This is a genomic window from Micromonospora sp. NPDC005298 (assembly GCF_040607375.1).
Classification (GTDB): domain Bacteria; phylum Actinomycetota; class Actinomycetes; order Mycobacteriales; family Micromonosporaceae; genus Micromonospora.
In genome coordinates this window covers 21,632-42,162 of record NZ_JBEXGP010000036.1, presented here as the reverse complement: position 1 = coordinate 42,162, position 20,531 = coordinate 21,632, and the positions used below count along the sequence as shown (strand labels likewise).

The following is a 20,531-nucleotide window of genomic DNA, read 5'->3' as shown; positions in this document are numbered from 1 at the left end:
CCGGAAGCTAAGCCCTCCAGCGCCGATGGTACTGCACTCGTGAGGGTGTGGGAGAGTAGGACGCCGCCGGACAATCTTTCCAGAAAGGGTCACCCATCAGGGTGACCCTTTCTGCGTTTCCCGACCCATCAGGGGCCGGAAATGTGGTGCCGACCGATCCGCCCTCAGCCGCGGGCCTGCATGCCGTCCCGCAGGTCGCGCATGAGGGTGCCGGCGTCGGCGACCGAACGCCCGGGGAACATCGCCATGACCACGCTGCCGTGGTCGGCCCAGCCACACACGGCGAAGTCACCGCCCTCCCCACTTGTGTTGCCGCACTTGAGCACACCGCCCAGGTCACCCGCGGGCATGTCGCGCAGGCCAGTCACCGCGCCGGTCTCGTCCGACATCAGGCCGAACAGGCTGTCCAGGTCCCGCTCCGGCTGCCACAGCAGGGTCGTGCCCCCGAAGATCAGGACGGACCGCTTCTCGTCGGCGGGGTCGCGGTAGACCGTGCCGAAGCTGCGGTCCAGCTCGATGTCGGCCGCCAGGCCGCTGCGCAGGTAGTCGGCCGTGCTCTTCGCCCGTTCGCTGTCGTCCCGGGTGAGGCCCGCCACCCGGTCCGGCGAGGTCATCTCGGTGTCCTTCTGCTGCGCCACCCGCCACCCGGCGACGCCCAGCACACCGGCGCCGACCAGACCGACCGCCAGGGCCGCCGACCACACGATCTTGCGACGCCGGGACCAGCCCCCGGGCTGGTCGTCGGGATCGCCCCCGTTGTCGCGGGTGCTCAGTCGGATCGGCTCGTCGGTCAACTCGAGCGGCTCGCGGTCGCCGTCGAGCGACCGTTCGGTGAGATGTGCGTCGGACATAGCCGACACCGTACGCGAATGGCAGGTGGCGCACGCCAGGTCCGCCGAAGCCCTCCGTAGACTTTCACGAGTGACCGACAGACTCGATGCCCAACGCCCCGATGCCCCCACCCTGGCCGGCCAGTACCAGCCCGGCGAGGTAGAGCAGCGACGGTACGAGCAGTGGGTAGCCGCCGGACACTTCCGGGCCTCCGCCGACAGCGACAAGCCGCCCTTCGCCATCGTCATCCCGCCGCCGAACGTCACCGGCTCCCTGCACATGGGCCACGCGTTCGAGCACACGCTGATGGACGCCCTGACCCGGCGCAAGCGGATGCAGGGCTTCGAGGCGCTGTGGCTGCCCGGCATGGACCACGCCGGCATCGCCACCCAGAACCTGGTGGAGCGGCAGCTCGCCACCGAGGGGCTGTCCCGGCACGATCTCGGTCGGGAGAAGTTCGTCGAGCGGGTCTGGCAGTGGAAGGCCGAGTCCGGTGGCGCCATCCTCGGCCAGATGCGACGCCTCGGCGACTCGGTCGACTGGGACCGTGAGCGCTTCACCATGGACGAGGGGCTGAGCAGGGCCGTCCAGACGATCTTCAAGAAGCTCTTCGACGAGGGTCTGATCTACCGGGCCAACCGGATCATCAACTGGTGCCCGCGCTGCCTCACCGCGCTCTCCGACATCGAGGTCGAGCACACCGACGACGACGGTGAGCTGATCTCCATCCGTTACAGCGACGAGGTCGTGGTGGCCACCACCCGGGCCGAGACGATGCTCGGCGACACCGCCGTGGCCGTGCACCCGGACGACGAGCGCTACCAGCACCTGATTGGCACCGAGGTCGAGCTGCCGCTCACCGGCCGCCGGATCCCGATCGTCGCCGACGCGCACGTCGACCCGTCGTTCGGGACCGGCATGGTCAAGGTGACCCCGGCGCACGACCCGAACGACTTCGAGATCGGCCAGCGCCACGACCTGCCCGCGCTCACCGTGATGGACGAGCGTGGGGTGATCACCGTGCCCGGCCCGTTCGAGGGGCTCGACCGGTTCGAGGCGCGGCCCGCGATCGTTGCCGCACTGCGGGAGCAGGGCCGGATCGTGGCCGAGAAGCGGCCGTACGTGCACGCCGTCGGGCACTGCTCGCGGTGCAAGACGACGGTCGAGCCGCGGCTGTCGTTGCAGTGGTTCGTCAACACCGCCCCGCTGGCGCAGGCCGCCGGCGACGCGGTGCGCGACGGCCGGGTCCGCATCGAGCCCGCCGAGTTGGCCAAGCGCTACTTCGCCTGGGTCGACAACATGCACGACTGGTGCATCTCCCGCCAGCTCTGGTGGGGGCACCGCATCCCGGTCTGGTACGGCCCGCAGGGCGAGATCGTCTGCGTCGGCCCCGACGAGGCGCCGCCGACCGGCGACGGCTGGCACCAGGACGAGGACGTCCTGGACACCTGGTTCTCCAGCGCGCTCTGGCCGTTCTCCACCCTCGGCTGGCCGGAGCAGACCCCCGACCTGGCCAAGTTCTACCCGACGAGCGTCCTGGTCACCGGCTACGACATCCTCTTCTTCTGGGTCGCCCGGATGATGATGTTCGGCCTGTACGCGATGGACGGCAAGCAGCCGTTCGACGTGGTGGCCCTGCACGGCATGGTCCGCGACGAGCACGGCAAGAAGATGTCCAAGTCGTTCGGCAACGTCGTCGACCCGCTGGACTGGATCGACCGGTTCGGTGCCGACGCCACCCGGTTCACGCTGGCCCGGGGGGCCAACCCCGGCCAGGACGTCCCGGTCAGCGAGGAGTGGTGCCAGGGCTCGCGCAACTTCTGCAACAAGCTCTGGAACGCCACCCGCTTCGCCCTGATGAACGGCGCGCACACCACCGGTGACCTGCCGCCGGCCGACCAGCTCTCCACCGTCGACCGGTGGATCCTGTCCCGGCTGGCGCACGTCACCGCCGAGGTCGACGAGCAGTTCGAGGCGTACGAGTTCGCCAAGGTGTGCGACCTGCTGTACCACTTCGCCTGGGACGACGTCTGTGACTGGTACGTCGAGCTGAGCAAGCCGGTGCTCGCCGAGGGCGGCGAGCGGGCCGAGGCCAGCCGCCGGGTGCTCGGGCACGTGCTGGACCAGCTGCTGCGACTGCTGCACCCGGTCATCCCGTTCGTCACCGAGGAGCTGTGGGTGGCGCTGACCGGCGGCGAGACGGTGCAGACCGCCGCCTGGCCGGTGGCCGACCGTGCCTTGATCGACGACGCCGCCGAGACCGAGATGGTCGGTGTGCAGCGGGTGGTCACCGAGATCCGCCGGTTCCGCTCCGACCAGGGGCTGCGCCCGACGCAGCGGGTGGCCGCCCGCCTCGACGGGCTGTCCGGCGCGGGCATCGCTGCCCACGAGCCGCTGATCCGTTCGCTGGTCCGGTTGGACCCGGCCGGTGCCGACTTCCAGGCCAGCGCCACGCTCGCCATGCCCGGCGCGGTCGGTGTCGCGTTGGACACCCGGGGGTCGATCGACGTGGCCGCCGAGCGGGCCCGGCTGACCAAGGACCGCGCGGCAGCCGAGAAGGAGGTCGCGCAGGCCCGGGCGAAACTCGACAACCCGGCCTTCCTCGGCAAGGCCCCCGAGCCGGTGGTCGCGAAGATCCGCGACCGGCTCGCCACCGCCGAGGCCGACCTGGTCCGGATCGACGCTGCCCTGGAGACACTGCCCTCGTGACCGACCGTACCGATTTCGCCGCCGTCGAGGCCGAGCTGAACGCCCGCGGCTTCACCCGCATGGTCTTCGAGCTGGACCGGATCGAGTCGCTGCTCGACCTGCTCGGCAGCCCGCAGCGGGCGTACCCCTCGATCCACCTGACCGGCACCAACGGCAAGACCTCCACCGCGCGGATGATCGACTCGCTGCTGCGGTCGTTCGGGCTGCACACCGGCCGGTACACCAGCCCGCACCTGGAGACCGTCCGGGAACGGATCAGCCTGGACGGCGAGCCGGTCAGCGAGGATCGGTTCGCGGCGGTGTATCGGGAGATCAAGCCGCTGGCGGAACTCGTCGACGCGCGGTCCGACGAGCCGCTGACGTACTTCGACATGACCACCGCGCTGGCGTTCGCCACGTTCGCCGACGCGCCGGTCGACATCGCGGTGGTCGAGGTGGGTCTCGGCGGCGCCGAGGACGCCACGAACGTCATCCAGGCCGGGGTCTGCGTCATCACCCCGATCGGTCTGGACCACACCGAGTGGCTCGGCGACACCCTCCAGGACATCGCACTGGCCAAGGCCGGCATCATCCATCCGGGCGCCACCGTCATCGCGGCGGCGCAGGAGGAGGAGGCCGCGCGTCCGTTGCTCGAACGCTGCGCCGAGGTGGGGGCCACCATCGCCCGGGAGGGCGCCGAGTTCGGCGTACTGCGCCGGGCGGTCGCCGTCGGCGGGCAGGTGCTCACCCTCCAGGGCCTCGGCGGTGTCTACGAGGACGTGTTCGTCCCGTTGCACGGCGCGCACCAGGCGCAGAACGCGGCGGTCGCCCTGGCGGCGGTGGAGGCCTTCCTGGGCGCCGGCACGACGCGGCAGCTGGACGTCGAGGCGGTCCGCGAGGGCTTCGCCACGGCCAGCTCACCGGGCCGGCTGGAGCGGGTCCGCAACGCCCCGACCGTCCTGCTCGACGGCGCGCACAACCCGCACGGGATGGCGGCCACCGTCACCGCCCTGCAGGAGGAGTTCGCGTTCAGCAAGCTCGTCGCCGTGGTCGGTGTGCTCGCCGACAAGGACGCGGCCGGCCTGCTGGAGCTGCTGGAGCCGGTCGTCGACGTGGTGGTGGTGACCCGCAACAGTTCGCCGCGGGCCATGCCGACGGCGGAACTCGCCGCGCTGGCCGGGGAGATCTTCGGCGAGGAGCGGGTGGAGTCGGCCGACGAGATGCCCGACGCGATCGAGTTGGCGGTGGCGCTGGCCGAGGAGGACGTCCCCGGTGAGCTGAGCGGCGTCGGGGTGCTGGTCACCGGATCGGTGGTGACGGTGGCCGACGCCCGTCGGCTGCTGAAGCGATGACCGGCCCGGAGCAGCCACGCCGGTCCGGTCTGCGCGACCCGCAGCGGGCGGTACGCGGGCTGGGCGCCGGGACGCTCGCCCTGGAGGCGCTGGTGCTGCTGCTGGCGATCCAGCCGATCCGGGTGGTCGGTGGCGACCTGAGTGGCGGCGCGATCGGTGCCGTGGTGGCCCTGGCGGTGGCCGCCATCCTGATCGCCGGCATGATGCGCCGCCCGTGGGCGTGGCACGCCGGCACAGTGCTGCAGGGACTGCTCCTGCTGTCCGGGCTGCTGCACTGGTCGCTGTTCGCGTTGGGGGTCATCTTCGCCCTGGTGTGGGCGTACGCGGTGCACGTCCGCCGGGTCATCCTCGGCTGACCCGCGTCAGGCGTCGGCCCGTTCGCGCCACTGGGTGAGGGCGATGCCGTGGCCGTCCGGGTCACGGAAGGCCGCCGCCCACACCTCCAGTTTGCTGCCCCGGTTGACCACGCGGGGGGCGTACGTGAAGCGGACGCCGGACCCGCGCAGCCGCCCGTACGCCGCCTCGATGTCGTCCACCTCGAGGTTGACGTGGACGAGCCGACGGCTGATCGGGGCCGCCCCGGTGACCTCGCGCAGCACCAGCCGGGTCGTGCCGGAGGCGAGCACGGCGTTGCCCGTACCCTGGTCGACCTCGGTGAAGCCGAGCATGTCGCGGTAGAAGCCCATCGACCGGGACAGGTCGGTGACCAGCAGGGTCAGGCCCACCCCGCTGATCGGGCCGGCCGGGTCCGCCGTGGCGCCCCCGTCGAATCCGAAGATCGCCTCGTCGAGTTCCTCGGCGGTGACGGTCCCGGTGGTCGACGTGCTGGAAGCGGGATCGTCCAGGGGCAGGTCGAGCGGGTCCAGTGGATCGGACGCGGCGGCGCCGGACCGCTGGGTGGGGGCCGGGTCGAAGCGCTGCGTAGTGGGTGGGTCGAGGTGGGTCTCGGCCGGTGGTACGCGGTGTTCGGCCTCCGCCGGGTCGAAACGCTCCTCGGCGGGCGGACGCGGCGCCGGGGTGGCCCGCCGGGGCAGTCCGCTGCCGGACGGCTGGCCGGCGGCCGGTTGTTCCACGACGACGCCCTCCAGCACCACCGGCCCGCCGGGGCTCTGGTGCATCACCACGTGCTCGCGTTCCTCCGGGGCGACGCCCGGATCGTCGCGCAGAGGATCGGATCCGTGCGGGTCACGGAAGGGATCGGGGCTGTGCGGGTCACGGAAGGGATCGGAGCCGTGCGGGTCACCGAAGGGATCGGGGCTGTGCTGGTCAGGGAAGTCGTCGTCGGGCGCGCGGTCGGCCCACGGCGGGGCATCCTGCTGGATCAGCATCTCGTCCAGGGGCTCGGCGTCGGCGAACTCCGGGGGCAGGTCGGCGACGGCCGCGGCGGTCTCGGCGTGGGTCGGCACCTCTTCCCAGAGGACCTTGACGTGCCGTTGGTCGTCCAGGGCGACCCGGATCGGCAGGGTCTGGCCCAGCGACGGCCACTTGGAGACCGGCACCCTCGGCTCGATGATCTTCTTCGAGCGGGGTGGCAGGCCGGGGGCGTCGATCACCAGTTGCAGCTCGCAGCGGCCGAACGCGTACTGGGTGGGCGGCTCGGAGGCACTGTGCACGTGCCCCACGCCGACCACCCAGGTGCGCCCACCGCCGCGTACGGTGGCCAGCGCGATCGCCAGCACCAGCAGGGCGACCCCGATCGCCACGATCGGCCAGCTCGTCATGCCGAGGCCGAAGAGGACCACGAAGGTGGCCACGGTGCCGAGCACCGTGCCGATCAACTTGCGTACCGGCGCGATGGGTCGGTTTCCGCCATTCGCCACAGTGGACCTCCCGGGGGTCAGGGCCAGGCTAGGCCGGAACGGCCACCGGGGGAAAGACCGGCCGCCGCGCCGGCGCCGGGACCGGGTCGCTAGGCTGACCGTACCGATCCCAGGCGTTCAGCGCGTACAGGAGGAACCCAGCGTGTCCAGCAACAGCCCGGATGAGCGCAGCCTCGTTCTGATCAAGCCCGACGCGGTCCGCCGCGGCCTGGTCGGCGAGGTCCTCTCCCGCTTCGAGCGCAAGGGGCTGCGGATCGACGCGATGACGCACCGGACGATGGACGCCGCGCTCGCCGACCAGCACTACGCGGAGCACGTCGACAAGGCGTTCTACCCGCCGCTGAAGGACTTCATGACCAGCGGCCCACTGGTCGCCCTGGTGCTCTCCGGCGACCAGGTCATCGACGTCGTCCGCGGGCTGGTCGGCGCGACCGACGGCCGCAGGGCCGCCGCCGGCACCATCCGGGGTGACCTGTCGCTGTCCAACCGGGAGAACCTGGTGCACGCCTCCGACTCGACGGACAGCGCGAAGCGCGAGATCGCGCTCTGGTTCCCCGAGCTGGGCTGACCCGGCCGGGTCAACTGACCGGGGGCACCTTCGTCGGATTGCCGACCACGTAGACCCCGGTGATCCGACCGTCCGCCGCGGCGATGGTGAGGGTGTACCGGCTGCCGTCCTGACTCGTCATCAGGGCGGCCGGTTCGCCGTTCAGCTCCACCCGGCGCATCGTCCAGCGGCGGTTCGGCCCGTAGATCCCGGCGAAGAAGCGGGCGACCCGGTCCCCACCGAAGACCGGGTTGCGGGCCGCGCGTACCCGACCACCACCGTCGTTCCAGGCGGTGGCGTCCGAGGCGACCAGACCGGTGAGCGTCGCCAGGTCACCGTCGCGGGCAGCGGCGAGGAACGCGTCGAGCAGCCGCTCCCGTTCCGAGCGGCTGGCGGTGAACCTCCGCTGCTCCTGTCGGACCCGGGTCACCGCGCGGTGGTGCAGCTGCCGGCAGTCCTGCGGGGTCCGGTCCAGGATCTCCGCGATCTCCGCGTACGGCAGCTCGAAGGCGGTGTGCAGGACGTACACGGCACGCTCCGGCGGGGTGAGCCGCTCCAGGACGTGCAGCAGCGCGGTGGAGAGCGAGTCGCGCAGCTCGACGCGGTCCAGCGGCCCGAACGGCGACGGCTCGGTCGGCACCGGCTCGGGCAGCCACGTGCCGACGTACGTCTCGCGGGCCGCCTGTCGTGCCCGCAGCCGGTCCAGGGCCAGCCGGGTGACCACCCGGGACAGGTACCGGCGTGGCTCGTCGACAGTCGAGCGGTCCACCCGTAGCCAGCGCAGGTACGCCTCCTGGAGCACGTCCTCGGCGTCGTGGCGGCTGCCCAGCAGGCGGTAGGCGAGCCCGAGCAGCATCGGCCGGTGCGCTTCGAGCGCACCGGCCGCCTCTGCCGCCTCGGTCGTCACGCCTGTGCCGGAGGCTCCAGGCGCATGGTCACCCCGATCCGGTTCCACACGTTGATTGTGGCAATGGCGATGACCAGGTCGGCCAGTTCCTTCTCCGACCAGACCTTCGCGGCGTTGTCCCACACCTCGTCGGGCACCCCGTGCTCGCCGAGCCGGGTGACCGCGTCGGTGAGCGCGAGCGCGGCACGCTCCCGCTCGTCGAAGAACGGCGCCTCCTCCCAGGCGGCGACCGCGAACAGCCGGCGGCTCGACTCGCCGTTGGCGAGCGCGTCGCGGCTGTGCATGTCCACGCAGAACGCACACCCGTTGATCATCGACGCCCGCAGCTTGACCAGTTCCAGCACGGTGTGGTCGACGTTCGCCCGGACGTACTTCTCCATCCCCATGACTGCCTGGTACGCCTGCGGCACCACCTGGGCCGGGTTCATCCTCTGCACGACTACCTCCCTGATCGGTCCGACACCGGTACGACGGACCGGCCGGGACAGGGTGTGACAGTCCGGGCTGTGACCCCGGTCATGTCGATCGGACAACGGGCGCCCCGTGTCACCCGGCCGCGGCGTCGCGCCGCCCTTCCGGCCCCACCCTCGGCTGACCATGAGGTTGTCGCCACGACACGGCGACAACCTCATGGTCAACGGGGTCGGAGCGGCGGACGGGCGGTCGGGAGGGGCAGCGGCTCGGCAGGTGGTGGTCGTGGTCGGTCAGCGCCGTTCGGCAGGCGGGCCGGCCAGCTCCCCGTTGTCAACCGCCAGGTTGACGCCGCGGACCGCCTGGACCTCCCGACGCTGGGGGCCGTGACCATTCCCGCGGCTGCGGTACGCCGCTCACCCCCGACCGCCTCGATCGCGTGTTCGCTCGCGACCCGCAGGCTAGGAGCGACCGGGACGGGTGGGAAACGAATTCGGATCGAGCCGAATGCTCAGGCCGACGCGCTCGCCGGCTCATCACCGATGAGCTGCACCAGTGCCAGACCGGCCGGTTCCAGGCCGTACAACACCCGCCGGCCCACCCGACGGCGGTGCACCACGCCGGCGGCCAGCAGCGCGGAGAGCTGCTCCGACACGGTGCTCGGCGCGAGCCCCAGGGTGGCGGCTAGGCCGGCGGTGGTGGCCGGCCTCGTCAGCGCCCGCAGCACCTGGGCACGGCCCCGGCCGACCAGCACCGCGAGCCGATCCGTGGCCGGTGCCGTCCGGGGCGCCGAGTCGGGCCCACCCTCGGCGAGCACCACCGCCCCGCGCGCCTGGTAGGAGACGGCGATGATCTCCGGATGGTCGGTGGCGCAGACGAGTGATCCCTCCGAGAAGATCAGGGGAATCAGCAGCAGTCGCTGGTCCACCGCGGTGATCTGCTGCTCCGTCGGCTTCACGAGCGTCAGCACCGGCTTCTCCCAGCGCACCCGCTCGTGCAGGTCGTCCAGCAGCGCGTCCGGGCCGTACGCGGCGAGGGCCCGCGCCCGGTGCAGCACCTCCTCGTCGAGGGCCGCCCGCATCGCCGGCCACCACGGCGCGATCGCCGCGTCCCAGTACGCCTCGATGCCGTCGGCGAGCCGGTCCAGGGCCGCCTGGCGGTCCGTGACGAACGGGACGATCCACGCCGGCACGTCGTCCGGGTCGTAGTAGTGGGGGATCTGCTCGGCGATCACCTCGGCCGGCGTCGCCCGTATCTCGGCGAGTTGCTCGGCCAGGGTCGGCGCGGCCGACGTGGGGATCGGACTGAGGAAGTCCGGTGCGGGCAGGCCGGCGACCAGCAGCCGGGCCGGGGCGGCCGCCGGCACCTCGTCGAGCACCCGCTGCGCGTGCCGCGCCCAGGCGGTGTACGGCCAGGGCGCCTCTTTCGGATGGCGCTTCAGCACGAACAGACTGGTCAGAACCTCCCAGAGCGGGCTGGTGGCGATCCGGGTGCGGGCCAGCGTCGGCTCGTCCAACTCGATCCGGATCACCCCGTCAGCCTAGGGTGCCGGCGCGCGTTTACTCGGCGGCGGGGCGGCGGGTGGGTCGAGTATCGTTGACTGTCGTAAGGCGATGACCCGGCCATCACCGGTGAGCCTCCGGAAGAACAGCCGGGCAACCGGCCCAGTAGAACCGGACGGGTCCGGCCCGTCACAGCCGGCAATGAGCGGGCGGTCGATCCTGACCGTCAAGCGGGGTGGTACCGCGGACCACCCGGGAGCGCCGTTCCAGGCGTACCCCGGACTGGTTCGTCCTCGCAGACCCACGTTGAGTGAGCTGCATGAGGAGAGCGACCCCCGATGGCCTATCCGTTGCACGACCCGACCACCGCCGGTGTCCCGGCGAGCCCGGACCTGCCCGCGGTCGAGCGCCGGGTGCTTGAGCACTGGACGGCCGACAAGACCTTCGAGGCCAGCGTCGAGGCGAGGCCGACCGGCGATAACGGCAAGAACGAGTACGTCTTCTACGACGGCCCGCCGTTCGCCAACGGTCTGCCGCACTACGGCCACCTGTTCACCGGGTACGTCAAGGACGTGGTGCCGCGCTACCAGACCATGCGCGGGCGGCACGTCGAGCGGCGTTTCGGCTGGGACTGCCACGGCCTGCCCGCCGAGGTGGTGGCCGAGAAGCAGCTCGGCATCACCAGCAAGGCGGAGATCCTCGACCTGGGCGTGGCCCGCTTCAACGAGGCGTGCCGCACGTCGGTGCTGGAGTTCACCCAGGACTGGGAGCGGTACATCAACCGGCAGGCCCGCTGGGTCGACTTCGCCAACGACTACAAGACCCTCGACCTGGACTACATGGAAAGCGTCATGTGGGCCTTCAAGACCCTGCACGACAAGGGTCTGATCTACGAGGGCTTCCGGGTGCTGGCGTACTGCTGGCGCTGCGAGACGCCGCTGTCGAACACCGAGACCCGGATGGACGACGTCTACCGGGACCGGCACGACCCGACGCTGACGGTGTGGTTCGGGCTGAGCGGCGACGAGTCCGCGCCGGAGCTGGTGCGCGGGCCCGTCAAGCTCGGCGTCTGGACGACCACGCCGTGGACCCTGCCGTCGAACCTGGCGCTCGCCGTCGGCCCCGACATCGAGTACGCGGTGCTGGAGCGCGACGGTGAGCGGTACGTCGTCGGCGCCGCGCGGCTCGGCGCGTACGCCAAGGAGCTGGAGGGGTACGAGCAGGTCGGCACGGTGTACGGCCGGGACCTGGTCGGACGCCGCTACACGCCGCTGTTCGACTTCCTCGTCGAGCAGGCCGGCGAGAACGCCTACCAGGTGCTCGGCGCGGAGTTCGTCACCACCGAGGACGGCACCGGGATCGTGCACCTCGCCCCGGCCTTCGGTGAGGACGACCAGAACGTCTGCAATGCCGCCGGCATCCCCACCATCGTCACCGTGGACGACCACACCCGGTTCACCGCGCTGGTCCCGCCGTACCAGGGTGAGCAGGTCTTCGACGTCAACAAGCCGGTGATCCGGGAGCTGAAGAAGCGGGGGGTGGTGCTCCGGCAGGACAACCACACCCACTCGTACCCGCACTGCTGGCGCTGCGACACCCCGCTCGTCTACAAGGCGGTGTCGTCGTGGTTCGTCGCCGTGACGACGTTCCGGGACCGGATGGTCGAGCTGAACCAGGAGATCAACTGGACGCCCGGCCACATCAAGGACGGCTCGTTCGGCAAGTGGCTGGCCAACGCCCGGGACTGGTCGATCAGCCGGAACCGGTTCTGGGGCTCGCCCATCCCGGTGTGGAAGTCCGACGACCCGAACTACCCGCGCCTGGACGTGTACGGCTCGCTCGCCGACATCGAACGGGACTTCGGCGTACGCCTGACCGACCTGCACCGGCCGGCGGTGGACGACCTGGTCCGCCCCAACCCGGACGACCCCACCGGACAGTCGATGATGCGCCGGGTGCCGGAGGTGCTGGACTGCTGGTTCGAGTCCGGGTCGATGCCGTTCGCCCAGGTGCACTACCCGTTCGAGAACGCGGACTGGTTCGAGCACCACTACCCGGGTGACTTCATCGTCGAGTACATCGGGCAGACCCGCGGCTGGTTCTACACCATGCACGTGCTGGCCACCGCGCTGTTCGACAGGCCGGCGTTCCGCAACTGCCTGAGCCACGGCATCCTGCTCGGCTCCGACGGGCGCAAGATGTCCAAGAGCCTGCGCAACTATCCGGACGTCTACCACGTGTTCGACTCGTACGGGTCGGACGCGATGCGCTGGATGCTGATGTCCTCGCCGGTGCTGCGCGGCGGCGACATGGCGGTCACCGAGACGCTCATCCGGGACTCCGTCCGGCAGGTGCTGCTGCCGCTGTGGAACGTCTGGTACTTCTTCACGCTCTACGCCAACGCTGACGGCTACCAGGCGCGGCGCCGGACCGACTCGACGCACCTGCTCGACAGGTACATCCTGGCCAAGACCAACGAGCTGGTGTCGACTGTCGGCGCGCAGATGGACGCGTACGACATCTCCGGCGCGTGCGCCACCGTCCGGTCCTACCTGGACGCGCTGACCAACTGGTACGTGCGCCGCTCCCGGGACCGGTTCTGGTCCGGTGACGCCGACGCGTTCGACACCCTGTCGACCGTGCTGGAGACGCTCTGCCGGGTGGTGGCGCCCCTCGCGCCGCTGACCGCCGAGGAGATCTGGCGCGGACTGACCGGGGAGCGGTCGGTGCACCTGACGGACTGGCCGTCGGCGCAGGAGTTCCCGGCCGACCACGACCTCGTGGCGGCGATGGACAACGTACGGGCGGTCGCCTCGGCGGCGCTGTCACTGCGCAAGGCCAAGGGGCTGCGGGTGCGGCTGCCGCTGTCGAAGCTCACCGTGGCCTCGCCGGTGGCGGAGCAGTTGCGCCCGTTCGCCGACCTGGTCGCCGACGAGGTCAACGTGAAGGCCGTCGAGTTCAGCGCGGAGCTGTCCGCCTACTGCCGGCAGGTGCTGACCGTGGTGCCCCGGGCGCTCGGCCCGCGGGTCGGCAAGCAGGTGCAGCAGGTGATCAAGGCGGTCAAGGCGGGCGACTGGGAACTGGTCGACGGCGCCCCGGTGGCCGCCGGCGTCACCCTCGCCGAGGGCGAGTACGAGCTGCGCCTGGTCGCCGCCGACGCCGAGCACTCCGCGCCGCTGCCCGGCGGCGAGGGCGTGGTCGTGCTGGACACCGAGGTCACCCCGGAACTGGCCGCCGAGGGGCTGGCCCGCGACGTGGTGCGGGTCGTGCAGCAGGCCCGCCGCGACGCCGACCTGGACGTGTCGGACCGGATCGTGGTGTCGGTGTCGGCGTCCGAGGAGGTGCGCGCGGCAGTGGCGGCGTACGTCGACTTCGTCTCTCGCGAGGTGCTGGCCGACTCCGTGGACTTCGCCGAGGGCATCGACGGCTTCGCCGGCGAGGTGGGCGAGGGTGAGCGGGTGACGGTAACCGTCCGCCGGGCGTAAGGAAGGGCACCTTTCTAACGCCTGGTGTATAGGAAGGTGCCCTTCCTTACGGGAAAATCGTCTGGGCGCGGACGCCTCCACCTCCGTCGGCGGAGTGTGGAGGCGTCCGCTACGGTGACACCGCCTGCTCGCACCTCACTCGCCGGAGGACCAGTGCCCCTGCTCTACACCATCGGCAAGCTCACCGTGGCGCCCACGCTGCGGTTGGCGTTCCGCCCGACCGTGGAGGGTCTGGAACACGTGCCGGAGACCGGCGGCGCGATCTTCGCCGGCAATCATCTCTCGGTGGCCGACGAACTGTTCCTCGGCACGGTGGTGCCCCGGCACCTGGCGTTCTGGGCGAAGTCGGAGTACTTCAAGGGCTCCGGCGTGAAGGGCGCGATCTCCAAGTTCGTCCTCACCGGCCTGGGCGCGATCCCGGTCGAGCGGGCGGGCGGGCGGGCGGCGCTGTCGGCGTTCGACGCGGCCATCCCGGCGCTCAAGGGCGGTGACCTGGTGGTCGTCTACCCGGAGGGCACCCGATCCCCGGACGGCAAGCTCTACCGGGGGCGCACCGGAGCGGCCCGGCTGGCGATCGCGGCCGGTGTGCCGATCATCCCGGTGGGCATGATCGGTACGGACAAGGCGCAACCGATCGGCGCCCGGGTGCCCCGCCCCGGCACCGCCAAGATCACCGTCCGGTTCGGCAAACCGCTGGACTTCAGCGGCCGGCCGGACGACCGGGCCTCGCTGCGGCAAATGACCGACGAGCTGATGAGCGAGATCCAGAAGCTCACCGGCCAGGAGTACGTGCCCCGCTACGCCCCGCCGCGCGCCCACCCGGACCCCACCCGCGACGCCTGACCCCCAGCCGCTCAGCCCCGCTCGGGCCTGACGATCTGGGCGCGCAGGGTGTCCAGCAGGTCGGCGCTGTCGGAGACGGACAGCCGGGTGAACACGCCGGTGGCGATGCTGCCGTGGTCGACCGACGTGCAGACCACCACGTCGCTGCCGTCCGCGCGGCCGACCGCGCACCGCTCGTGCCTGCCCCGCACACCCGTGTCCACGGTTTCGGGGGCGTCCAGCGCGTACCGCTCGGTGAGGCGGCTGATCTCCGCCTCCGCGTCCGACTCCGGGCTGAACCGGAAGCCGGTGCCGCCGAAGACGGTCACCCGCTTGCCGCCCGTCGTGGAGTAGACGCCGGCGAACGTGTCCTCGGCCAGCCAGTGCTCGCTGCGTACCTCGCTCTCCAACTGCCGGGCGGTCGCCGCGCTGCGGTCGTCCTGCCGCAGGCTGAGGTCCTCCACCTGGTCGGGCAGGGCCGCGCGGGCCGGGTACTGGTTGGAGATCGGGAACCCGTAGTAGGCGGGGCAGCCGCAGCAGCAGGCGAGCGTGAGCAGCAGCAGCCACGGCCAGCGGCGTCGACGCCGGACCGGGACCGGCACGTACCCCTTGGGGGCCTGCCAGCCGGGCGGCGCCGGTGGTGGCGGCGGCGTGCGCCGGCCTCGACGCTGCTTCGGCACGGGGGCCGGCGCGGGCGGTGACATCGGTCGTGGCGGCGCGGGTGACATCGGCCGGGTCTGCGGGACGGGCTGCGCGGCGTGCGGTGGCGCGACCGGCGGTGACACCGGGTGCGGACCGACCGGGGGAGCCGGCGGACCGGACCACTGCCGGGTCGCCGGCGGCGTGGGGTACGGCAGCGTCGGAGGCAGCGGAGGTAGCTCGGCGGACGGGAGGTCCCAGCCGCCGGTGTCCACGCCGGCCCACGGGTCGACAGGGGTGCGGTGCTCCGGTGGCTCGTGGGGCACCGGCGGTGGCGGGGTCGGCTCGGTCGACGCGCCCCAGCCCTGCCGACGCGGCAGCGGGGGAGGCACGGGCGCCGACCCGCTCCACCGGGGCGCGGGCGCCTCGGCGGTGGCGGCCGTACCCGGCTCGGCGGCGGGCGCCTCGGCGCCCTTGTCGGCGGGGGGGTCCGCGGCGGCGGCCGGCGAATCCGCCGGGTCGGGCTGGTCCGAGGGTCGAGGCTGGTCCGAGGGGTCCGGCTGGTCCGGGGGTACGGGTGGGGAGGTCGACTCGTCGGCGACCGCCGTGTCCCGTTCCGGTTCCGCGCCCGGGGTGCTCCCGTCGGCCGACCGTGCTCCCGGCTGGGGCTCCGGCATCGCGGCAATCTCCTCTCGCGCCGGTCCGAGGTTAGTACCGCGCCGCCACCACCGCGATCGGGCGTGCGCGCGGTCACCGCCGGACGGGCGCGTACCCTTGGGCATCATGAGTGCCCCGTCCACGACGCCGCGCCCGGCAGCGACCAATTCGGTCTGGCCCCGGCTGGAGCCGCTGCTCCCTCAGGTTTCCAAGCCCATCCAGTACGTCGGTGGCGAGTTGGGCGCGGTGGTCAAGGACTGGGACGCCGCGACCGTGCGCTGGGCGCTGATGTATCCCGACGCGTACGAGGTGGGCCTGCCCAACCAGGGCGTGCAGATCCTGTACGAGGTGCTCAACGAGCTGCCCGACACCCTCGCCGAGCGGACGTACGCGGTCTGGCCGGACCTGGAGAGCCTGATGCGCACGCACGGCGTGCCGCAGTTCACCGTCGACGCGCACCGGTCGGTCCGCGAGTTCGACGTGTTCGGCATCTCGTTCTCCACCGAGCTGGGTTACACGAACATGCTGACCGCGATCGACCTGGCCGGCATCCCGATGCTTGCCGCCGACCGCACCGACGCCGACCCGGTGATCGTGGCCGGTGGGCACGCCGCGTTCAACCCGGAGCCGATCGCCGACTTCGTCGACGCCGCCGTGCTCGGTGACGGCGAGGAGGCGGTCCTGGAGATCACCGCGATCGTCCGGGACTGGAAGGCCGAGGGCTGCCCGGGTGGCCGCGACGAGCTGCTGCTGCGCCTGGCCCGTACCGAGAGCGTGTACGTGCCGCGCTTCTACGACGTCGACTACCTGCCCGACGGGCGCATCCAGCGGGTCGTGCCGAACCGGGCGGACGTGCCGTTCCGGGTGCACAAGCGCACGACGATGGACCTGGACGCCTGGCCGTACCCGAAGAAGCCCCTCGTGCCGCTGGCCGAGACGGTGCACGAGCGGTACGCGGTGGAGATCTTCCGGGGCTGCACCCGGGGGTGCCGGTTCTGCCAGGCCGGCATGATCACCCGGCCGGTGCGGGAGCGGTCGATCACCACGGTCGGGCAGATGGTGCGCGAGGGCCTGGAGTTCTCCGGGTTCAACGAGGTTGGCCTGCTGTCGCTCTCCTCGGCGGACCACTCCGAGATCGGCGACATGTGCTCGGGCCTGGCCCAGCAGTACGAGGGCACGAACGTCTCGCTGTCGCTGCCGTCGACCCGGGTGGACGCCTTCAACATCGACCTCGCCCAGGAGCTGTCCCGCAACGGGCGGCGTACCGGCCTGACGTTCGCCCCGGAGGGCGGGTCGGAGCGGATCCGCAAGGTCATCAACAAGATGGTGTCGAAGGAAGACCTCATCCGCACCGTGGTCACCGCGTACAGCAACGGCTGGCGGCAGGTGAAGCTGTACTTCATGTGCGGCCTGCCCACCGAGACCGACGAGGACGTCCTCGAGATCGCCGACATGGCCCACGAGGTGATCAAGGCGGGTCGGGCCGCGACCGGTTCCAAGGACATCCGCTGCACCGTGTCCATCGGCGGGTTCGTGCCGAAGCCGCACACCCCGTTCCAGTGGGCGCCGATGGAGCGCCCGGAGGTCATCGACCACCGGCTCAAGATCCTCAAGCAGGCGATCAACTCGGACCGCTCGCTGGGCCGCGCCATCGGTTACCGCTACCACGACGGCGAGCCGTCGCTGATCGAGGGACTGCTCTCCCGGGGTGACCGCCGGGTCGGCTCGGTGATCCGCAAGGTGTGGGAGAACGGCGGCCGGTTCGACGGCTGGAGCGAGCACTTCTCGTACCAGCGCTGGGTCGACGCGGCGGCCGAGACGCTGCCCGCGTACGGGGTGGACCTCGACTGGTACACCACCCGCCGGCGTGACGAGCTGGAGGTCCTGCCCTGGGACCACCTCGACTCGGGCCTCGACAAGGACTGGCTCTGGCAGGACTGGCAGGACTCGCTCAGCGAGTTCGAGCAGGACGACTGCCGGTGGACGCCGTGCTTCGACTGCGGCGTCTGCCCCTCGATGGACACCGAGATCCAGATCGGCCCGACCGGCCGCAAGCTGCTCCCGCTCACCCCGCTGGGCGGCAGCGGCATGAAGGTGCCGGCGGCCGGCAACCCCGCCTGACCGCCGTCACAGGGCAGCGCCGGGTGCGCTGAGCCGCTAGCCTCCATACCCGACACGTCACCCACCGGGTCCCGACCCGGTGGGTGACCGGCGTTGACGGAGGGAGGCGTGGTGTCCGGAGTTTCCATGAACACCGGCAAGCTCGGCGAACTCGCCTCGGAGATGTCGGGGACGGCGGAGTCGCTGCGCTCCGGTGTGCTCCCCAAGATCGAATACCTGCGGCTGCCCTCCGGGGCCGCGCCGGCGTTCGACGCCGGCTTCTCCGCCGCGTACGACGAGATGCACGAGACGACGACCCAGGCTGTGTCGGCGCTCGCCGCCGCGCTCGGCGAGGTCGCGCAGGGGCTCGGCCGGGTCGTCCAGCACTACCAGACGATGGAGCAGCGGCACGGCCAGTCGTTCGACACCGCTCTGGACTGACCACAGGCGCGGTTCTTTCTACTTTCGACGGCACACGGGGGTGAGCTGTGGCGGACAACGTGGTGTCCGGCGCTGACACGGCAGGCACGATCGGCCTGGAGGCGGTCATCATCGGCTTGGGCGGGACGCTCGCCGTGGCCGCCGAGCCGTCCGGCGCGGGGGCCCTGGCGATGGCCTTCGTCAGCCCGGTCGCCGTCATGAACATCCGCAGCTGGGCCCCGTTCCAGGAGGCCGACGACAAGTGGACGGGCCTCGCCGAGGAGTTCTCCGCCCTGGCCGGCCGGCTGTCCCGACTCCACGGCGAGGTCGACGGGCTGTGGAAGGGCGGCGGCGCCGAGGTCTTCAAGAACTTCCTGACCACCAAGGTCGTCGAGCCGCTGGACGCACTGAAGGAACTGGCCATCACGACCTCGTCGGGCTGCAACACCGTCGCCGACGGGCTCGAGACGCTCTTCTGGGCCTGGTCGGTGGGCACCGGCCTCGCGATCGTCGGCTGCATCGCCGCCAACACCGCAGGCCCGGCCGGCCCCGCCTTCAAGTGGGCGGTCATCGGCAGTTGGGCCGCGTTCGTGACCGCCATCATCACCGCCATCGTCGGGCTCATGCAGGCCATGCGCGGCGCGAACAGCGCGATCGGCACGGCCGTGGCCCAGCTCAAGCGGGGGTTCGAGCTGACCGGGGACAAGGTCGACGCCGAGAGCGCCCGGATCGGGGACCGCTACCGGGAGATCGTCAGCGACCCGGAGAGCTGGAACAAGGAGATCGTGGTACCGGGCACCTGAGTCCGACGAACGGAGCAGTGATGAGTGATGCCTACCGCAGGGCCGTCGACTCCGTCCGGGAGGTGACCCGCACCGAGGCGTACGAGCCCGCTCTGCGTCGCGCCGAGGAGGCCACCCGGGACCTCGTGGCGATGGTCGCCGAGACCCGCGACCGGACGTACGAGGGGACCGATGAGACAGGGACGATAGTCGCGGTCGTCGACGGGGCGGGCGAGGTGACCGACGTACGGATCAGCGCGCGGGCGGTGCGGGACCTGCCCGCCAACCTCCTGGGCCCGCACTGCCGCCAGGCGGTGACCGCCGCCCGGCTCGCCATGGCGCAGACCATCCGGGCCGGTCTCGACGACGTCGTGCCGGACCCGGTCGACTGGGAAGCCGGCGCGCGGGATCCGCTTACCGTGTGGCGCGACGCGACGAGGGGGCTCCGATGAGGAGGGTCGACATCGCACAGTTGGTCACGGAGGTGGCCGCGCTGCTGGAGACGGCCACCAGTGAGACCGGGCAACTGGCCCGGGAGGAGTTCGTCGGCACCGCCGCGGACGGCATGGTCACCGCCACCGTGTCCGGTGCGAAGGAGCTGCTGGACGTCTCCGTCGCCGCGCGGGCTCCCCGTACGGTGGACAACATCACGCTCGGCGAGGCGGTGGTGGAGGCCGTCCGCGCCGCCGAGGCGCTCGCCGACGAGCGTCGGTCGGAGATCATGTCCGGCCTGCGGCTGGGAGGTGTCGACGTCGACACATTCCTCGCCGATCCGATGTCGCTGGTGCCCCGTGGGAGGGACGGACGATGAGCCCTGACAAGGCCCGTGTGCTGGTGGTGATGCTCTCGGTGATCGCCGTGATCCTCGTGGGTCTGGTGGTCCTGATGGTCGTCCAGGTGATGCGGGACGAGGCCGCCTGGAGTGGCGTGGCCGTCCTGCTGGCTCCGTTGGCCCTGGTGGGGCTCGCTATCGCACTGCTGGTCCCGCAACTGCGTCGCTGAGATAGACAGCGGTGGTTACGATTAGCGATGGCTGGGGCTGCCTCGACGTGGCCGCACTCGATACGCTGCGTCTGACATGGACCGACCGGGTGGGTCGGCAACGGGGAGGAATCGCATGGGGGACATTCCGCCGCCGAACACCGGCGATCTGCACGTCAGCGTCGAGGACCTGGACGCGGCGGCCACGTACATCGAGCGCCTGAAGCAGTACGTCGACGACACCATCAAGTACGAGATGGAGCGCGTCAAGGAGCGGATGAAGGGCGACAGCAGCAGCGCCCAGACCGTTCCGAACGGCACCCCCTTCGGTGCCTTCGAGGATGCCCGCATGCAGTGGCAGGCGCTGACGAAGTCCACCGCCAACATGGAGGCGCACCTGACGACGCTGTCGCAGAAGCTCGAGGCGCTGAAGAAGGGCACCGAGGACATCGCCAAGGCGTTCCGCGACACGGAGGCCCGCAACGCCGCCAACGGCAAGGAGATCGAACGCCTCCTGGACTCCGCGGCGCCGCCGCCCACGGCCAGCGGCGCACCCACCTACCCGTACACGGCCTGAGGGGGACGAC

General features: G+C 71.4%; 19 protein-coding genes. 13 read left to right on the top strand and 6 right to left on the bottom strand.

What is annotated here, in order from left to right; all coding sequences use genetic code 11:
* Window positions 1–164 precede the first annotated feature (164 nt).
* Window positions 165–851 (bottom strand): hypothetical protein, encoded by a 687-nt coding sequence (locus tag ABZS77_RS28970; RefSeq protein ID WP_354829355.1) that lies wholly within the window; start codon window positions 849–851, stop codon window positions 165–167.
* Window positions 852–921: 70 nt separating this feature from the next.
* On the opposite strand from ABZS77_RS28970, the gene ABZS77_RS28965 reads away from it, so the two are divergent.
* Genes ABZS77_RS28965 through ABZS77_RS28955 form a run of 3 tightly spaced genes read left to right on the top strand, consistent with a single transcriptional unit; the run spans window position 922 to window position 5,227 of the window.
* Window positions 922–3,540 (top strand): valine--tRNA ligase, encoded by a 2,619-nt coding sequence (locus ABZS77_RS28965; RefSeq protein ID WP_354829352.1) that lies wholly within the window; start codon window positions 922–924, stop codon window positions 3,538–3,540.
* Complete coding sequence (locus tag ABZS77_RS28960) at window positions 3,537–4,871, top strand: folylpolyglutamate synthase/dihydrofolate synthase family protein (RefSeq protein ID WP_354829349.1); 1,335 nt, start codon at window positions 3,537–3,539, stop codon at window positions 4,869–4,871. Before ABZS77_RS28965 ends, ABZS77_RS28960 begins: the two co-directional genes overlap by 4 nt.
* On the top strand, window positions 4,868–5,227 hold the full coding sequence (locus tag ABZS77_RS28955; protein ID WP_354829347.1) for a DUF4233 domain-containing protein: 360 nt from the start codon (window positions 4,868–4,870) through the stop codon (window positions 5,225–5,227). The genes ABZS77_RS28960 and ABZS77_RS28955 overlap by 4 nt, the downstream gene beginning before the upstream one ends.
* A 6-nt stretch (window positions 5,228–5,233) precedes the next feature.
* Here ABZS77_RS28955 and ABZS77_RS28950 read toward each other — a convergent pair whose 3' ends face one another.
* Window positions 5,234–6,691, bottom strand: a complete 1,458-nt coding sequence (locus ABZS77_RS28950; RefSeq protein ID WP_354829344.1) for a VOC family protein — start codon at window positions 6,689–6,691, stop codon at window positions 5,234–5,236.
* A 142-nt stretch (window positions 6,692–6,833) separates the two neighbouring features.
* On the opposite strand from ABZS77_RS28950, the gene ndk reads away from it, so the two are divergent.
* Complete coding sequence (gene ndk, locus ABZS77_RS28945; protein ID WP_354829341.1) at window positions 6,834–7,259, top strand: nucleoside-diphosphate kinase; 426 nt, start codon at window positions 6,834–6,836, stop codon at window positions 7,257–7,259.
* Window positions 7,260–7,269: 10 nt separating this feature from the next.
* On the opposite strand, the gene sigJ is transcribed toward ndk, so the two are convergent.
* The 3 genes from sigJ to ABZS77_RS28930 all read right to left on the bottom strand — a co-directional run bounded on the left by sigJ (window position 7,270) and on the right by ABZS77_RS28930 (window position 10,087).
* A complete protein-coding gene (sigJ, locus tag ABZS77_RS28940) occupies window positions 7,270–8,145 on the bottom strand; it encodes an RNA polymerase sigma factor SigJ (protein WP_354829339.1) in 876 nt (291 codons plus the stop codon).
* Window positions 8,142–8,582 carry a carboxymuconolactone decarboxylase family protein gene (locus tag ABZS77_RS28935; RefSeq protein ID WP_354829336.1) on the bottom strand — a complete coding sequence of 147 codons (441 nt, stop codon included), beginning with the start codon at window positions 8,580–8,582 and terminating at the stop codon, window positions 8,142–8,144. Before ABZS77_RS28935 ends, sigJ begins: the two co-directional genes overlap by 4 nt.
* A 485-nt stretch (window positions 8,583–9,067) precedes the next feature.
* Window positions 9,068–10,087, bottom strand: coding sequence for an ArsR family transcriptional regulator (locus ABZS77_RS28930; RefSeq protein WP_354829333.1), 1,020 nt, complete (start codon window positions 10,085–10,087; stop codon window positions 9,068–9,070).
* Window positions 10,088–10,396: 309 nt separating this feature from the next.
* Here ABZS77_RS28930 and ileS point away from each other — a divergent pair, with 309 nt between their 5' ends.
* Both ileS and ABZS77_RS28920 read left to right on the top strand, forming a co-directional pair.
* Window positions 10,397–13,543 carry an isoleucine--tRNA ligase gene (ileS, locus tag ABZS77_RS28925; RefSeq protein WP_354829330.1) on the top strand — a complete coding sequence of 1,049 codons (3,147 nt, stop codon included), beginning with the start codon at window positions 10,397–10,399 and terminating at the stop codon, window positions 13,541–13,543.
* Window positions 13,544–13,696: 153 nt separating this feature from the next.
* Window positions 13,697–14,386, top strand: coding sequence for a lysophospholipid acyltransferase family protein (locus ABZS77_RS28920; protein ID WP_354829328.1), 690 nt, complete (start codon window positions 13,697–13,699; stop codon window positions 14,384–14,386).
* 11 nt (window positions 14,387–14,397) lie between these two features.
* Here ABZS77_RS28920 and ABZS77_RS28915 read toward each other — a convergent pair whose 3' ends face one another.
* Window positions 14,398–15,681 (bottom strand): hypothetical protein, encoded by a 1,284-nt coding sequence (locus ABZS77_RS28915; RefSeq protein ID WP_354829326.1) that lies wholly within the window; start codon window positions 15,679–15,681, stop codon window positions 14,398–14,400.
* 106 nt (window positions 15,682–15,787) lie between these two features.
* Here ABZS77_RS28915 and ABZS77_RS28910 point away from each other — a divergent pair, with 106 nt between their 5' ends.
* From ABZS77_RS28910 to ABZS77_RS28880, 7 genes are all read left to right on the top strand, one after another.
* Window positions 15,788–17,782 (top strand): TIGR03960 family B12-binding radical SAM protein, encoded by a 1,995-nt coding sequence (locus ABZS77_RS28910; RefSeq protein ID WP_354829323.1) that lies wholly within the window; start codon window positions 15,788–15,790, stop codon window positions 17,780–17,782.
* 111 nt (window positions 17,783–17,893) lie between these two features.
* On the top strand, window positions 17,894–18,202 hold the full coding sequence (locus ABZS77_RS28905) for a hypothetical protein (protein ID WP_354829321.1): 309 nt from the start codon (window positions 17,894–17,896) through the stop codon (window positions 18,200–18,202).
* Between the two features lie 47 nt (window positions 18,203–18,249).
* Window positions 18,250–18,984: a hypothetical protein gene (locus ABZS77_RS28900; protein WP_354829319.1), complete on the top strand. Its 735-nt coding sequence runs from the start codon at window positions 18,250–18,252 to the stop codon at window positions 18,982–18,984.
* A gap of 20 nt (window positions 18,985–19,004) precedes the next feature.
* Window positions 19,005–19,415 (top strand): YbaB/EbfC family nucleoid-associated protein, encoded by a 411-nt coding sequence (locus tag ABZS77_RS28895; RefSeq protein ID WP_354829317.1) that lies wholly within the window; start codon window positions 19,005–19,007, stop codon window positions 19,413–19,415.
* The gene (locus ABZS77_RS28890) at window positions 19,412–19,774 is read left to right on the top strand and encodes a YbaB/EbfC family nucleoid-associated protein (RefSeq protein WP_354829315.1); all 363 of its coding nucleotides are present in this window, start codon (window positions 19,412–19,414) and stop codon (window positions 19,772–19,774) included. The genes ABZS77_RS28895 and ABZS77_RS28890 overlap by 4 nt, the downstream gene beginning before the upstream one ends.
* Window positions 19,771–19,965 carry a hypothetical protein gene (locus tag ABZS77_RS28885; RefSeq protein WP_354829313.1) on the top strand — a complete coding sequence of 65 codons (195 nt, stop codon included), beginning with the start codon at window positions 19,771–19,773 and terminating at the stop codon, window positions 19,963–19,965. Before ABZS77_RS28890 ends, ABZS77_RS28885 begins: the two co-directional genes overlap by 4 nt.
* Window positions 19,966–20,080: 115 nt before the next feature.
* Window positions 20,081–20,521, top strand: coding sequence for a hypothetical protein (locus ABZS77_RS28880; RefSeq protein WP_354829311.1), 441 nt, complete (start codon window positions 20,081–20,083; stop codon window positions 20,519–20,521).
* Window positions 20,522–20,531 lie beyond the last annotated feature (10 nt).

Excerpts from the sequence above, each read along its gene's own strand:
- ABZS77_RS28970 (WP_354829355.1), bottom strand. The coding sequence starts at position 851 with ATGTCCGACGCACATCTCACCGAACGGTCGCTCGACGGCGACCGCGAG.
- ABZS77_RS28955 (WP_354829347.1), top strand. The coding sequence starts at position 4,868 with ATGACCGGCCCGGAGCAGCCACGCCGGTCCGGTCTGCGCGACCCGCAG.
- ileS (WP_354829330.1), top strand. The coding sequence starts at position 10,397 with ATGGCCTATCCGTTGCACGACCCGACCACCGCCGGTGTCCCGGCGAGC.
- ABZS77_RS28915 (WP_354829326.1), bottom strand. The coding sequence starts at position 15,681 with ATGCCGGAGCCCCAGCCGGGAGCACGGTCGGCCGACGGGAGCACCCCG.
- ABZS77_RS28910 (WP_354829323.1), top strand. The coding sequence starts at position 15,788 with ATGAGTGCCCCGTCCACGACGCCGCGCCCGGCAGCGACCAATTCGGTC.
- ABZS77_RS28895 (WP_354829317.1), top strand. The coding sequence starts at position 19,005 with ATGAGTGATGCCTACCGCAGGGCCGTCGACTCCGTCCGGGAGGTGACC.
- ABZS77_RS28890 (WP_354829315.1), top strand. The coding sequence starts at position 19,412 with ATGAGGAGGGTCGACATCGCACAGTTGGTCACGGAGGTGGCCGCGCTG.
- ABZS77_RS28885 (WP_354829313.1), top strand. The coding sequence starts at position 19,771 with ATGAGCCCTGACAAGGCCCGTGTGCTGGTGGTGATGCTCTCGGTGATC.
- ABZS77_RS28880 (WP_354829311.1), top strand. The coding sequence starts at position 20,081 with ATGGGGGACATTCCGCCGCCGAACACCGGCGATCTGCACGTCAGCGTC.